Origin of the sequence: Pusillimonas sp. DMV24BSW_D, from assembly GCF_011388195.1 — a bacterium.
Taxonomy (GTDB): Bacteria; Pseudomonadota; Gammaproteobacteria; order Burkholderiales; family Burkholderiaceae_B; genus Neopusillimonas; species Neopusillimonas aestuarii.
This window is the reverse complement of record NZ_CP049990.1, coordinates 2,421,715-2,436,068: the sequence shown is the minus strand read 5'-3', so window position 1 is coordinate 2,436,068 and position 14,354 is coordinate 2,421,715. Positions and strand designations below refer to the sequence as shown.

The window sequence follows — 14,354 nt, the reverse complement described above, 5'->3', positions numbered from 1 at the left end:
TTTAAGTGCGCAGTTGTTGTCGCAATTCGTCTAGCCGCGCCGAGGTGAGTTGCTGCGCTGAAACGCTGGCTTTAACAGGGTCAAACAGACTTTTCACGATGTCGACATCCAGCTTTCCGGACAGGTTGGGATCTTTTTGTACAGTTTCAGTGACAACATCGGCTAAATGGCATTGCTGTGCCAATGTTTGGCCGGTAAGTTCTTCCATAAGTTGGTGAGCCGCCGGCCGCCCAATGGCTTGGGCCAGATAGATCGAAACGGCTTCGGCAAAAATAAGACCTTGTAAATTGTCGATATTGCGTCGCATGCGGTCGGCATCGATAACCAAACCAGAAAACGCCTCACGCAAGGCGCTGACTGAACCGTGGGCGCTTAGGAACAGGCCGGGCCATTCTGCCAGTTCTGCTTGCCAGTTGCCCAGGCTACGTTCATGTTCTTGCGGCAGAGTCGCTAACAGTGTTGCGGCTTTTTGGGGGGTGCGTGCTGCGGCGGCAAGGGCAACCATGGCCGATACCGGGTTACGTTTGTGCGGCATGGCCGAAGAGCCGCCGCGCCCTTTTCCTGTGGGTTCGGCCAGCTCGGCCACTTCGCCCTGCGACATCAGGCTCAGATCTTTGCCGATTTTGCCCAGGCTACCCGTTAGAATGGCCACTTCCAGCCCGAGGCGTATCCAGTTGTCGCGTTGCGTGTGCCAGTTGCCTTGTGCGGGACTTAATTTCAGAATATGTGCGACGCGCCGGGCAACGGCGGGGCCTTTCTCACCCATGACCGCAAGTGTGCCGGTTGCGCCGCCAAGTTGTACCTGTAACGACATCTCGGCCAGGTCTATTAATGCCTGGCGGCTGCGGATCAGCGGTGCCGCCCAGTTCACCATTTTGAAGCCCAGAGTGGTGGTTTGGGCCGGCTGCATGAGTGTGCGGGCCAATACCGGGGTGCGCAGGTGTTCTTCGGCCAGATCAAGCAGGCGCGCGCATAGCGGCGCAAGGTCGTTATCGATAATCTTCAGCGCTTGACGGGTCACCAAAACCGAACCGGTGTCGATGACGTCTTGGCTGGTGCTGCCCCAATGCACTTTAGTGGCGGCTTCTTTGTTTTCACCGGCGACGGACAGGGTTAGCTCTTTAACCAGTGGAATCGCCATGCTGCCGGCACGCCGCGCCGCGATGACAAGTGCCGGAATATCGAATTTTTCTGCTTTGCAGTGGTTCGAAATAAGTGCGGCCGTTTCATTTGAGATTAACCCTTCCTGGGCTTGTGCCTGAGCCAGGGCGGCTTCGAAGTCGAGCATGGCCTGAACGACATTGGCGTCGTCAAAAACCTGACTCATTTCAGTGGTGGTAAGAAAGCTTTCAAATAACGGCAGGCTCACGGACACTCCAGAAAGACAATCGGGGCCATCTTTTATGGCCCCGATATTGTACGGCGTTGCGAGTGAGACTGCTGCGTTGGGGTTATGAAGCCCTCAAACGCAGCTCGTCGGAACCCACCATGGCGGGTCGACCCTGGCTTCTTAAGCCGGTATTCAGAACGGCAATGGCTTCGGCCAGGTTGTCGGCTTCCGCTGAAAGTGTGCGTACGGTTTGGCTTAAATCATTAACCAGATTGGCATTTTGTTGTGTGACCCCATCCATTTGGCCAATGGCCTGATTGATTTCACTTAGCCCGGTGGATTGTTCTACGGACGCGGTGGTGATCTCGTTCATGATGTCGGTAACACGCCTTACCGACTCAACAATTTCCTGCATGGTGTCGCCGGCGCGGGCAGCTTGTTGCGAGCCGGCGGTGATGCGTGCATTGGAGTTGTCGATTAAACCTTTTACTTCTTTGGCTGCCTGCGAACTTTTCAGTGCCAGGTTGCGAACTTCCCCGGCTACAACGGCAAAGCTTTTGCCGGCTTCCCCCGCACGTGCTGATTCAACTGCGGCATTAAGGGCAAGGATATTGGTTTGAAAAGCGATTCCTTCAATAAGGGTGACGATATCTGAGATTTTCCCTGAACTTTCGCTGATGCCGTTCATGGTTTGAACGACTTCCGACACCACTTCACCCCCGCGCTGGGCAATTGCCATGCTTTCGTCGGCCAGACGATTGGCCAAGTGGGCGTTGTCGGTGTTTTGTTTAACTGTAACCGTAATTTCTTCCATGGCGGCGGCGGTTTCCTGCAATGAGGCGGCCTGATCTTCCGTGCGGGCCGACAAATGGGCGTTATTGGCATATAAAACTTGCGCCGTATGGCCGGTGGCGGTAATGCCACTTTGAACATCATTGGCAATGCTGATCAGACTTTTGCGCATGATGTCGAGATAGAAATTCAAGTTGTTGACTTCCTGACTCCGGCCTTCTTCGAGCTCAAGGGTGAGGTTACCGGCGGAAATTTGACGCGCCTGGCGGGCCGCGTCGTTTAACGAGGTAAGCATGCGTTGTGCGATGATCCAGCCATACCCCAGCATGCCGGCGGTTAGTAGGCCAATAACGGGCCAGGCATAGTATTGATGAGATGCCGGAATTCCTCCCGTTGCCGCGTAATACGCGCTGATGGCAATAGCAGCGACGCCCATGGCACTGGTGCGTAATATGCCGGATCGCAAACTGCGGCTGAAAGGCCGGCCGACCCAATCGACCAGGCGAAGTACACCCTTGGGTACTTTTTGGCCCTGGCGGACGGTGTGCCAACGTGCTTTGCCCTGGTTAATCGCTTCGTAAAACGCTTCAGCGGCCTCAACCTGTTCCTGACTGGGTTTGATGCGCACCGAGGCATAGCAGGTGACCTCACCGTTTTCCACTACCGGGTAGGCATTGGCTAGAACCCAGTAGAAACCGCCGTCTTTGCGCCGGTTTTTTACCAGCCCCAGCCAGGGCTTGCCGGCTTTCAGGGTTTCCCACAGATCGGCGAAAGCTTCGGGCGGCATATCGGGGTGACGAATAATATTGTGCGCTTTGCCGATCAGTTCGTCGCGCGTGAAGCCGCTGACTTCGATGAAAGCCGGGTTTGCATAAATAATGCGTCCTTTCATGTCGGTTTTTGAGATCAGGTACTGATCTTCGCGTACAACAGTTTCTACATTGGTCACCGGCAGATTTTTGCGCATAAATAATTACTCTGATGTTGCAGGCGCAATGCGCGCCTTTTATGACACGACGGGTTGACGGGCGCAAAGAAAACGCCCTTGCCAGATACACACTGGCAAGGGCGTTAACGACTGCTGAACCGAATTGTTTAGTTTCGGTGTTACTGGCCGGCGTTTTGAACGAACTCGTTGGTAAACAGGTTGTTCAGGTCGATGCGGTTGCGGATAATTTCCTGGTCAAGGTAAAAGTCTTGCAGGCTGGATACACGTTGGGGGTCGAAGCGGCCAACGGTTTCCTGGTCTGCATATACGTTGTTGGCGTAATAGGTAAGCACCTTTTCAACAAACGCTTCTCTGCCTTTGTACGAAGGCATGAACGACACATACTCTTTGGCGGCCTGGGCTGGGTTATCGCGCACTTCTTTAAAGGCTTTAAGGGTGGCGTTGACAAATTTTTGCACGAGCGCCGGGTTCTTGGCGATCATTTCTTCAGAGGCCAATACGGCCTGAGCCATGCCGGGGAAATATTCGCCGGTGGATTGCCAGGTCATGGGAATGCCTTCGGCTTCGACCATCGCGCCGTTTTCCGGGGCGCCAATCATGCCTTGTGCTTTGCCCGACGCAACCAATTGCCAGATTCCTACCGGGCCGGCCGCTTGAATATCGGCATCGGCACGCGTCAGGCCTGCTTGGGCCAGCACGGCCAGCGTGGCATAGAACGAGGTGTCTTGATACGACATCACCGTAATGCTTTTGTCTTTCAGATCGGCCGGGGCGTTAATGTTGGCGTCTTTACGCATCATCATTTGATGAAGGGCGCCGCCACCCAGCAAGGCAACGCCTTTAACCGGGATATCGTTCTGGCGCAAAATAATGGGGGTATCGCCCAATGCGCCACCGAGCTCGGCATTGCCGGCCCCCAGCTGTTTGCCAACATCGGCGCCGCCTTTCACCGTGACGAAATTTACCTTCAGGCCTTCATCGTCGTAATAGCCTTTGTTTTGGGCCAGCATCAGTGGTGCAAATGCGATTACGCCGGCAGGGGCTGGTAACAGGTAAGTCATTTCTGTGGTGCCGGCTGCGGCGTTGGAGGTGCCCAGCCCCATGGTTGCAAAAGTGGTGAGCAGTGCCATGGCGGCCCCGCGTTGCAGTCGTTTCAGGTTTTGGATCATTGTGTCGTCTCCTGGTGATGGTTTGGCGTTACGCCTTTAAATGGGTTAAGTGTTTCGAGTTGCTGGTAAAACTGATCAACTTGTAGTTGTGCTTTTTGCTGCATGTTGTGGTTGCGCGCCAGACAACTGGCGGCGTCTTCGATGGCACCGGCTTCGCCCACTTTACGTGAGGCATCCTGAACAAAACGGCAAATCGGGTACCGGGCGGTGCCGAATGCCTCCAGAACCGATGTTTGAAATTGATGTTGTTGTAGAAGTGTTTTTAGAACAACCGCATCTTCAATTGCCATGGCGCCGCCCTGGCCCATGAAAGGCGTGGAGGCGTGTGCCGCATCGCCTAGCAATAAGACCCGGCCTTTATACCAGGGGGGGTCGGCGGCGACCTCTTCAACGACGGTGTAGAGCACTTCCGTATGTTCCGAAACCTCGTCAAGGAAGGTACGTGCCGGGCCTTGAAATTCGGCGAATTTTTCGCGCATGATGCGCGGCCAGTCTTGTGGATCGAACCAAGGGTTGCCGGGCTCCGGCACGGTGCCGAAAATGTAGAGCTTGTCATCGCTAATAGGCATAATGCCCAGTCGTTTTCCGATACCCATTTGCATGTATTTGTCGCGTAAATGGGCAGGGCGCGCATGTACGCTGCGCCAGACTCCGAAATGTGTATTTCGGGGGGATATTTCAGGGAAAATCAGTTGGCGAATTTGAGAGCGAATGCCGTCGGCGGCAATAACCAAGTCGAACGTTTCTTCGTTGCCGTCATTAAATACGACATTTGCCGGAGCGGACGGGTCCAAAGCGTTCAAACGCGTAACAGTGGTGGCCAGTTTGATATTCACGCCCAAAGTGGCCAGCTTGCCTGCCAGAATGCGGTGAATTTCGCTGCGTTTAATGCCCAAAATAGGCGGGATGCCGGGCGAGACGCTGGGGTAAAACACGTTGGTAATGGGTGCGCCGGTGTGATCCAGATAAATGTTTTTGCCATCGGGAATGGCGAAACCGGCGTCCAGTATTTGCGGCAGCACGCCTACCTGCTGTAGGGCTCGCAGGCCGTTGCTGTAAACGAAAATGCCGGAACTTTGAAAACGCCATTGGTCTTGTTTTTCAATAAGCGTAATGCTTAACCCCAGTTCGGCCAAGGTAATGGCGGTGGAGCAGCCGGCAATGCCGGCGCCCACGATAAGTACTTTTTTTATAGGTTGCGGATTCATTGGCCGGCCTCCGCCTGCGCCAGCAAAGCCATAATTGCGTGGGCTTCACGCACTGCTTTGTCGGCTTTCAAGCCCATTGGGGGATCGTTCGCCGCCCATTGTTGGTTGCGCTGTTGTGCTTGCGTGATGTCGACGTCTTCCATGTGAACGATACGGGTGTCGTGATCGAGCTGTTCCGAGAACGCGGTGTCGTTCACACGAAAGTTACGTGAAAGCGCCACGTAATAGTGATGAGAGGTATCGGTTTCAGGTGTAATGAAATGATCGGCCCTGAGGTCGACCTGTTCGGACTCGTTTTCGTTGCGAACAAGGACTGTCACGTTGCCGGGAGGCGTCCATTCCGCCATCTGGGTGCGGGTAATAGGCGCCGCCAGTTCGTGCCATGCCTTATGTGCCGGGGCCTGTTGGGTGTTGTGAAAAATACGCTGGGTACGCACACATTGCCCTTCGGTGTGAACTTCCAGGGGGTCGTTACCCAACCGTCGGGCGTCGAACCCTATTGACGCCGAGTGTAAAAAGGCCACATGAGACAAATCCAAAAGGTTGTCGCTCATGTAACTGTGGTTGGCTTGTACATTGAAGTATTGAACAACGTCGATATTCCAATGACTTGATTCGCGCCACGGACGGTGGGGAAGCGCTGTATCCGAAGCGAGCTCAGGATTCCCAGGAAATATCCAGATCAATCCATAACGTTCTTGTGATGGGTAGCTGCGCACATGAGCACGCGGGGGGATGGCGTCTTGCGAAGGAATGGAGACGCATTGGCCTTGCCCGTTAAAGGCCATGCCGTGATAAATACAGCGCAGAGTGTTGTTCTCAACCGTGCCTTTTGATAACGGCGCCAAACGGTGCGGGCAGACATCGCGCAAGATGGATGGGCTGCCGTTATCGGTTCGGAACAATACAACCGGCTCGTTACAGATGACGCGTGCAAGAGTGGCGCCGGCCTGGAGTTCTTGGCTGGTGCATGCAACATACCAGACGTTTTTCAGCATCATGACTTCGTTTCAACTTAAAAGTTATTAATTCACTAAAGCGTGAATTATGATGCTGTCGCAAAAACGGGTCAATTCGGGTTAGCGCTAGGTTTGTCCGGTTCGCTTTGAACGCCGTTCAGAATTAAGTCTGTTAGAAAGTCGATATAACGCTGTTTAATTTCTTCGGGCGGGGTGTTCGGGCCGAAAAGCTCCCGCAGAAGCGGCTCGGCAGAGGTAAAGAACTCGGTTAACCCAATGAGTGCAACGTGTAGAAAACGCGGGTCGACAGCACGAACGGGGGTGTTTGGCGTGTCGTGCAACATGCTCACGGTAAGCGTTAAACCCCGGGCGGTGACCCGGCTTAGTAACTCGTTTTCCGGGTTTTGTGCCGATTTCCCGTAGATTTGGTCGAGCACAAGACGATGAAAGTGTGGGTTGGCCTCAATAAGGTCGATCATGCCGGTTAGGCGCGATTTCAGTTTGTCTTGCAGCGGCGCGTGGCTTTGTACCGAAGGGCGTACGGTTTCATGCTCGCCTTCGACCAGCCGCTGCGTGGCGCGCGTCAGCAGGCCGTCTTTACTGCCAAAGTAATAACGAATTAAGGCTGGGTGAACGCCCGCGCGCTGCGCCACAGCGGCCAGGGTAAGTGCTTGGGGGGTGGTGTGGCGCAGTTCTTCAATGGTTGCGTCCAACAGGGCTTCGGGGCCCACACCATCTACGGCGTCGGGCCGACCCTTTGCACGCGGTTTACGGGGTTTACGGGGTGATTGTGTTGCCATAGTTTTGTACGAAATTATCTTGAGAAAGGGAATTTATTTCATTCTACGTGATTAAATAATTCATTAATAAGATAATTAATGGGTCTGCAATAGGAGCGCGACGGTTTTATCTGCCTCGGCTTTTGCGAATTGTTGGGCTAACCAAGTATCGCCAGACTGGAGCTTCGTTGATGACCGGAGAGCCAGATGAAAACGATTTGCCGCCATGCCCGAGAGCGCGGTCAGGGAATGACTGAGTACATCATTATTGTTGCGTTGGTGGCGGTGGCCGCCATTGCGGTGTATCAAACGTTCGGTCAGGTCATTCGGGCGCAAACGGCCGCAATGGCGCAAGAACTGGCTGGTGAAGACGGGACGGCACAGTCGCAAATGGCGCAAAGTGCAGCCCAGGCGGGTGCATTGCAAAGCGAAGCCAAAACTCTCAAGTCGTTCACGGGTAACGCCGGGGCGGGTCAGTGAAAACGCATTTCAAAGCGGAAAAAGGCCAGGCCATAGTGTTGGGCTTGCTGCTCTGTGGCGTTGCGGTGGTGGCATTGCTGCATTATTTTTCGCTGGGGCAGGTCTTGGCCGAACGCACCCGGCAGGTTCACGCATTAGATACGGCTGCTTATAGCGGAGCGGTCGTGCAATCACGCGCGTTGAATTTGTTGGCGTTATCAAATCGGGCCATGGTGGGGCATCACCTTGCGATGGGACATCTGGTAACGCTGGCTTCATGGGCCCAATTAGGTGGACATCAGGCGCAACAGCGTCTGCGCGCAAATCCGCCGGCTTTTCTTATCGGTATGTTGTTTGGTGTAAAGCATGGAACAGCTTACGCCGCTTCATCGGCTGCCCGTGGGTTGCAGCGCGAAGCGATGCAAAGCGGCCAACTGGGGCAGCGCTTTATGCAGCATGAGTCCCGCGTGCACGACACATTGGCGGTGGTTCAGTCACAAGTGGTCTCAACGCTGGCGGGTACGCGCGAGGCGGCGATCAAGGCGGTTCTAAACCGGTATTACGCAAATGCGCAATATGATTTAACCATTACGGCACCACCGGTTAACCAGTGGCTGGAACGTCGCGCTGCGCCGTCACTACATCCTTTTATGCAGCAAATTACCGGTGGCTACGGTTTTTTGCAGGAACGCAACCATACTGCGCGTAATGCCTGGCTAGTAAGCCTGCGTTGCCCGACCAGGCGCCATCAATTGCGTCGCCGCGGCAACACAGTGCTTGATTCAAGTGGTCGTTGGGAGGCGGCTGATACTCAGTCTTATCATGCTTTGCGCTCGAACCGTTGGATAGGCTGTTATTACCGTGAGTATGCAATGGGCTGGGGTTGGTTGGCCTCAAGAAGCACCAGCAAACTTTCCGCACCGCACGTCAATAATCCGCCCGACAACTTCTCATCGCAGGATTTTTGGCGCTGGGTGGCCGACGCCACCAATTGGGATATTTTCACCGGACAAGATAACCCCATGGCGAATTCGCGTGCGGTCGCCTCACGCGTTGTTTGGCCCACCCGAGGTTATGCGAGCTATTTCGATGTGCGCCCGTTATTACTTGGGGTTAATGAGGGAGTCGGGTCGCCATTTACGTCGTCTCAATCGGGTCGTGTTCGTTTCTCGGTGAAGCTTCAGCGCGTTGGTTATGACAACTTGCGATACACCGTTAGCAGTGCGGCCGAATCGTATTTTGAACGGCCGACTCCGCGTGACGATGCCCGTCATGAAAAGGCTAACTTATTTAATCCTTATTGGCTGGCGCGGCAAGGTCCCGTGTCGGGAGGGCTCTAATGGCGCGCTTTCTCCCTCCAGCAGCGCTGTTCTTTTGCGTGCGACGAAACGAAGGGCAGGCATTGACTGAAGGCGTGGTGGTCATGGCCGCCTTGCTGCTGTTATGGGTGATGTCGGGGTGGCTGATTCGCTTACAAGATCTGGCTTTGCAAGCGTCGAACGCCAGTCGCTATGCGGCTTTCGACCTGGCCCGTCAAGCAAATACGGATCACGTTCAATTCGCCGCCTCACCTCATGTTTACTTTTCCGGTTTGGGGCAACAATGGAGAGATTTACGTGGTCGCTCGTGGTTGGCAAATGAACGGGCTGTTAGATTGAGCGGCGAGCTTGGTACGCCGCTGCCCGAGTTGGCGCAGCCCGGCGGGGCCAACGCGTTGGCTTCAACTTTACGCTGGCAATGGGCATTGGCCGATACCGGGGTGCGTGAAGTGACGGTCACTGTCTCCCCCAAAACCGGCATCGCGAATCAGCCTGAACATCTTCAACGACAATCCTTTATCGCGGTGAACACAGGGCATGCAAGCGATGACGGACATGTAGTTCGACGGGTTCGGGCTTCCGGTTTGGCGTGGGCACAAACGGAGCAGGCGTCGCGTTATGTCGGGCAGTCGATGGGGGCACGGTTGCAACCGCTGGATGACCCGTGGTCACGTCCGGAGCCCACGTTCGACTGGTTAAAGCCCTGGCAACATGAGGTGCCGTCACTTCATTTGCAAGACCATGCCCCTTCATTTCCGTCTGGTTTACCCTGGTGGCCGTCAGGAAAGGGGAGGCCATGAAATACGTCAATCGGTCTCTTAAATGGCATTTCTATATTTGGATGGCGGGCATGTTAATGCCCTTGCAGGTCGGCTGGGCGACGCCGTCAAACTGGTTAGACGCATCGTCTGCACGCACTGAGGTCGAGCGTTTTATTGCGTACGTCGGCTTGCCTGATGCGCGTTGGTCTCCTGTTGAGTCCATAGCGGTCCAGGGGGTGTTGTTCCATTTCAGTCGTGTAACGGTGCGCGCCCGGCTTGCATCCGTTCTTGACGCTTTCACCGGAAAAGACTCTCCATTTGAGCTAATTTTGTTTGGCGCCAATCAAGTCCTGCTGTCCGGCTGGCGGCAAGAGCGTCATTGGCTTTTGCATTTGAATGCAGCGGAAAGGGAGGTGCAAGGCACGCTGTCTGTTTTACCGTTTAAACCAGAGGCGCACAATATGCCGATAAACCCAGATCATGCTGCGATCTTGAACGATTGGGCCAGGGCCTATTCAAGTTTGAGGCAAGCGCCGTCACAGGAGCTGCCATGATGAACCATCCTGTATTTATGCGCCGGCGTGCGATTTCTTTGCGCACCTGGGTCATTCTAGCCGTCGCGATTGGTTCCGGCGTGCTGGCCGCTTTAACGGCGAAGCAGCATCTGAATAGCCGGGAGCGCCAATTGGCGGAACAGGCGGCTGTGCCCATGGTGCAACGGGTCGTGGCAGCCCGCCCTTTGGCCGCCGGCGTCATTATTGAATCTGAGCATTTGGCTACTCGTGCGTACCCCGCCCATCTTGTTTCCAGTGATAGCGTTTCGCCGGAAACACATATGCTGCTGGTGGGACGGGCGTTGCGGGTCGATTTGCAGGCAGGAGATCCCGTTCTTGAGGCGCACACGCGTTTGCAGTCAACTGCGCCATTTTCTTCACGTCTTCAGAAAGGGCGTCGGGCAATTACGTTGCCGGTTGATGTAATTAATTCGGTTTCCGGTCTACTCAGCCCGGGAGACTTAATTGACTTGTATGTGTCGTTTGATTATCAGCGGCGACGGATCACTGCACCGTTACTGCAAGGCGTTTTGGTATTAGCCACGGGTACTCAGGTGCAGCAGGTGGGGAATGGGCTCGCGCAAGATGAGTACACCGCGGGTTCGGGTGTTTCGCGGTTGGGAGGCTTTTCCACCGTCACCCTGGATACCTCGCCGGAAGATGCTGTGAAGCTGGTGGCGGCGCGTCAAGGGGGAACGATTACCGCAGTCCTTCGACGCCAGGATGACATTCATGCGTCGCAACGTGCGGTGCGGGGGGATCTGGCCAGTTTGCTGGGCGTGGCCCGCCCGGCGCCTTATACCTTCGCCCGTAAACGTGCACCGGTTATCTACGGAAACACCAAAGCGCGTGGTTTACCCAGTTTGCAACCCTCACCTCCGAAGAACCCACAAACCAGTGGATTGTTTGATTTGCCCTATGTGCCTGGGTTAACGAGTGCCTGGCGGGCAAGTAATGCAGAACCGTCCCTTGAGCCTGAACAGGAGCCTTGAATGTTTTTGCGTTATTTACCGTTAATCAGTGTGATCTTGTTTATTGCGTTACAGGCCCGGCCTGCCTATGGGGCAACCGAGACGTTGCTTAAATTGCAGGTCGGGGAGGTCCGTGTACTGGCCGTTCCAGACGTTGCACGTGTTGCCGTCGGCGATGGTCATGTGTTGAATGCGGTTACAACCGAGGAAAAAGAAGTGATTGTTTTCGCGCGCAATGCCGGGTCTAGTGCTTTGCAAATCTGGTCGGCCAATGGTGTGCGTCATGGCTACCAAGTCGATGTAGCGCCTGAAGGCGCGCGACAGACTCAGCAAGAGTTGCGCTTGGTGCTTGAGCGCATTCCCAACGCACAGGTTTCCGCGGTGGGCGACAAGTTAGTGGTAGAAGGAGATGATTTATCGGATGGCGATCGCCGACGTCTGGCGGAACTTGCGGAGCGTTACCCCCAGCTTGTTGATTTCACGAGCCATGTTGGGTGGGACCGCATGGTATTGCTCGATGTGGAAGTAGTCGAGGTGCCTCGGTCTCAGTTAAGGGAGTTGGGTGTACGCTGGGATACGGAAACACAGGGCGGTTTGAGCGCGGGCGTGGCCTGGGAGGGCGCGTCCTCAAGGTTGGAAATGCGCCCGGCGGAAAACCCTTTAACGTTGCCTTTTCCGGCTACCGTGGCGGCGGGTTACTTTGGCGCCAATGCCTTATTGTCGGCACGCGTTAAAGCCATGGCGCAAACCGGGGAGGCGGTGGTGCTGGCACAGCCTCAGTTATTGGCTCGCAGCGGGGCGACGGCCGAGTTTTTAGCGGGCGGTGAAGTTCCTTATTCAACGGTTGACGCCAATGGCAACACCAACACGGCGTTCAAGCCTTATGGGGTTTCGTTGCGTATTACGCCGCAAATCGAAGGCAACGACGTAGTTAGATCACATATTGAGGTCGAAGTCAGCTCAATTGACCCAGCACTGTCCATTCCCACTGGGCCGTCTCTTAAAACACGACGTGCAGCCACTGAGTTCAATGTTCGATCCGGGCAAACTTTGGTGTTGGCCGGTTTTCTGTCACGTGAGATGTCTGAAAACGTTGATGCGGTGCCCGGTTTAGGCAGTATTCCCATTCTGGGCGAACTGTTTCGCTCAACGCGCTATCAAAAACGTGAGACCGAATTGGCAATTTTTGTGACACCTCGTGTGGTGGGTGCTAACCAGATACAGTTGGCGGAACGGATAAGAAAGGGGCGGGCACATGTTGATATGGCTTTTCCCGAGGCGCCGGTAATGAATATGCCGTTGGTGTCGTCAGAAGACCCACTTCCTATGCCGACATGGGCCAATTCCCAATATGAAAATTGAACTTACTATTCACTATGAAGATGGTCGAACGCAGAAAGTACATTACGATCTGCCCTTAATAATTGGTCGGGATGCCGCTTCAGGACTGTGTTTGAAAGGGTGGCGTGTTGCACGTCAACATGCCCGTATTATTGGCGTCGGGGATACGGCACATCTGGAAGATTCAGGCTCACTGGCCGGCACGCTGGTCAACGGTAAGCGCGCGGGTCCGCAAACGGCTTTGCAGAATGGCGACGAGATCATTATTGGCCCATGCCTTATCGAAGTAGGGCGTATTACTCTCGAACCTGCTTTAAGGTATGAAGCGCCCGTAACGCCGACTCAGCCGCGAAACAAGGTGGAAACTGGGCCAGCCATAACAAATACAGACGTCGGTCCGAACGCCAAGCCGGCTATCGACTCAGAATCCGATGTTGACACAGTGGTTCTGCCGGACGCTTCAATCGTTCAATCACGCTTGCTGCTTCAACGACAAAAATTGCATCGCTTGTTGCTGGAAGCACTCGATTTGCGGCGGCGTGACATTTCCGCGTTAAGCGATACGGCATTGCGTGACGAGGCTCGTGCCATCGTTACGCGTTTGGTCGACGCAGAACAGAGTGTGCTGCCGGTAACGCAACGGGCGCAGCTTGTGAACGATGTCGTGAACGAAGCAGTGGGTTTGGGGCCGCTTGAAAGTTTGCTGTCCGATCGTGGAATCACGGAGATTATGGTGAATCGTCACGATGAAATTTTTGTTGAACGATCCGGGAAACTGCAACGTCATGCCACTGTATTCAGCAGTGAGCAAGCCGTATTGGCTGTCATTGATCGCATTGTGTCGCCCATTGGCCGCCGTATAGACGAAAGCGCGCCGATGGTGGACGCCCGGTTGAAAGACGGATCGCGGGTGAATGCGGTGATACCGCCCATTGCCTTGCGGGGTGCCAGTTTAACCATTCGCAAATTTCCCGAGCGCCGCTTGGCGATGGAAGACCTTCTGCGGGTTGGGGCGCTGAGCGAACCCATGAGTCGTTTTCTGCAGGCCTGTGTGACATACCGGCGCAATATTCTTGTGTCCGGCGGGACGGGTTCGGGCAAGACAACACTGCTGAATGTATTGTCGAACGGCATTCCTGACGGTGAACGAATCGTTACGATTGAGGATTCCGCCGAGTTAAAGCTGGCCCATGCGCATTTGGTTACCCTGGAAGCACGTCCGGCGAACTTGGAGGGGCGCGGTCGAATTGATATTCGTGACCTGGTGCGCAACGCACTTCGCATGCGGCCCGACCGTATTGTGGTGGGCGAGTGTCGCGGGGCGGAAGCGTTCGACATGCTGGCCGCCATGAACACAGGGCATGAAGGATCGTTAACGACATTGCATGCCAATACTGCCCGGGACGCATTGGGTCGTTTGGAAACCATGATTCTGATGGCGGGTATGGATCTGCCTCTGGCAGCAGTGCGTGAGCATATTGCAGGTAGCATCGATTTAATCGTGCAGCAAGCGCGCTTGGCCTCAGGTCGTCGCTTGATTACTGCCATTGTCGAAGTCACCGGCATTGAAAGCGGGCGCATTCAAACGCAAACTCTATTTGAATTTCAACCAGGCAATCCGCCTGTGTTTCAAGGATGTGGATTGATTCCGGAATGTTTTAGTGCACAGATGCAGCATGATGCGGGCCTTGAACCGGCGGTTTTTAGCGCCCGCACTATCGCCAATGAAAGTACCGGTGTGCTGTCGAACGAAGGCGCATAAC

Annotated in this window: 13 protein-coding genes; 7 read left to right on the top strand and 6 right to left on the bottom strand. The window is 54.9% G+C overall.

What is annotated here, in order from left to right:
* Position 1 precedes the first annotated feature (1 nt).
* The 6 genes from pcaB to G9Q38_RS11795 all read right to left on the bottom strand — a co-directional run bounded on the left by pcaB (position 2) and on the right by G9Q38_RS11795 (position 7,207).
* On the bottom strand, positions 2-1,369 hold the full coding sequence (gene pcaB / locus G9Q38_RS11820) for a 3-carboxy-cis,cis-muconate cycloisomerase (RefSeq protein WP_166131214.1): 1,368 nt from the start codon (positions 1,367-1,369) through the stop codon (positions 2-4).
* 82 nt (positions 1,370-1,451) lie between these two features.
* The gene (locus G9Q38_RS11815; RefSeq protein WP_166131211.1) at positions 1,452-3,089 is read right to left on the bottom strand and encodes a methyl-accepting chemotaxis protein; all 1,638 of its coding nucleotides are present in this window, start codon (positions 3,087-3,089) and stop codon (positions 1,452-1,454) included.
* Positions 3,090-3,229: 140 nt separating this feature from the next.
* The gene (locus tag G9Q38_RS11810; RefSeq protein ID WP_228276126.1) at positions 3,230-4,240 is read right to left on the bottom strand and encodes an ABC transporter substrate-binding protein; all 1,011 of its coding nucleotides are present in this window, start codon (positions 4,238-4,240) and stop codon (positions 3,230-3,232) included.
* Complete coding sequence (locus G9Q38_RS11805; protein ID WP_166131209.1) at positions 4,237-5,448, bottom strand: FAD-dependent oxidoreductase; 1,212 nt, start codon at positions 5,446-5,448, stop codon at positions 4,237-4,239. The genes G9Q38_RS11810 and G9Q38_RS11805 overlap by 4 nt, the downstream gene beginning before the upstream one ends.
* Entirely contained in the window at positions 5,445-6,449 is a 1,005-nt protein-coding gene (locus G9Q38_RS11800) for a Rieske 2Fe-2S domain-containing protein (protein WP_166131206.1), read from the bottom strand. The genes G9Q38_RS11805 and G9Q38_RS11800 overlap by 4 nt, the downstream gene beginning before the upstream one ends.
* Positions 6,450-6,517: 68 nt before the next feature.
* The gene (locus tag G9Q38_RS11795) at positions 6,518-7,207 is read right to left on the bottom strand and encodes a TetR/AcrR family transcriptional regulator (protein ID WP_166131203.1); all 690 of its coding nucleotides are present in this window, start codon (positions 7,205-7,207) and stop codon (positions 6,518-6,520) included.
* 186 nt (positions 7,208-7,393) lie between these two features.
* Between G9Q38_RS11795 and G9Q38_RS11790 the strand changes: the two genes are divergently transcribed.
* From G9Q38_RS11790 to G9Q38_RS11760, 7 genes are read left to right on the top strand one after another with little or no spacing between them, the layout of a single operon-like run.
* Positions 7,394-7,666 (top strand): hypothetical protein, encoded by a 273-nt coding sequence (locus G9Q38_RS11790; protein WP_166131201.1) that lies wholly within the window; start codon positions 7,394-7,396, stop codon positions 7,664-7,666.
* The gene (locus G9Q38_RS11785) at positions 7,663-8,985 is read left to right on the top strand and encodes a hypothetical protein (protein ID WP_166131198.1); all 1,323 of its coding nucleotides are present in this window, start codon (positions 7,663-7,665) and stop codon (positions 8,983-8,985) included. The genes G9Q38_RS11790 and G9Q38_RS11785 overlap by 4 nt, the downstream gene beginning before the upstream one ends.
* Positions 8,985-9,764 (top strand): hypothetical protein, encoded by a 780-nt coding sequence (locus G9Q38_RS11780; RefSeq protein ID WP_166131195.1) that lies wholly within the window; start codon positions 8,985-8,987, stop codon positions 9,762-9,764. The genes G9Q38_RS11785 and G9Q38_RS11780 overlap by 1 nt, the downstream gene beginning before the upstream one ends.
* Positions 9,761-10,279, top strand: coding sequence for a hypothetical protein (locus G9Q38_RS11775; RefSeq protein WP_166131192.1), 519 nt, complete (start codon positions 9,761-9,763; stop codon positions 10,277-10,279). The genes G9Q38_RS11780 and G9Q38_RS11775 overlap by 4 nt, the downstream gene beginning before the upstream one ends.
* Positions 10,276-11,271, top strand: coding sequence for a Flp pilus assembly protein CpaB (gene cpaB, locus G9Q38_RS11770; protein WP_166131189.1), 996 nt, complete (start codon positions 10,276-10,278; stop codon positions 11,269-11,271). Before G9Q38_RS11775 ends, cpaB begins: the two co-directional genes overlap by 4 nt.
* Complete coding sequence (locus G9Q38_RS11765; RefSeq protein WP_166131186.1) at positions 11,272-12,612, top strand: type II and III secretion system protein family protein; 1,341 nt, start codon at positions 11,272-11,274, stop codon at positions 12,610-12,612.
* The gene (locus G9Q38_RS11760; protein WP_166131183.1) at positions 12,602-14,353 is read left to right on the top strand and encodes a TadA family conjugal transfer-associated ATPase; all 1,752 of its coding nucleotides are present in this window, start codon (positions 12,602-12,604) and stop codon (positions 14,351-14,353) included. The genes G9Q38_RS11765 and G9Q38_RS11760 overlap by 11 nt, the downstream gene beginning before the upstream one ends.
* Position 14,354: the final 1 nt, after the last annotated feature.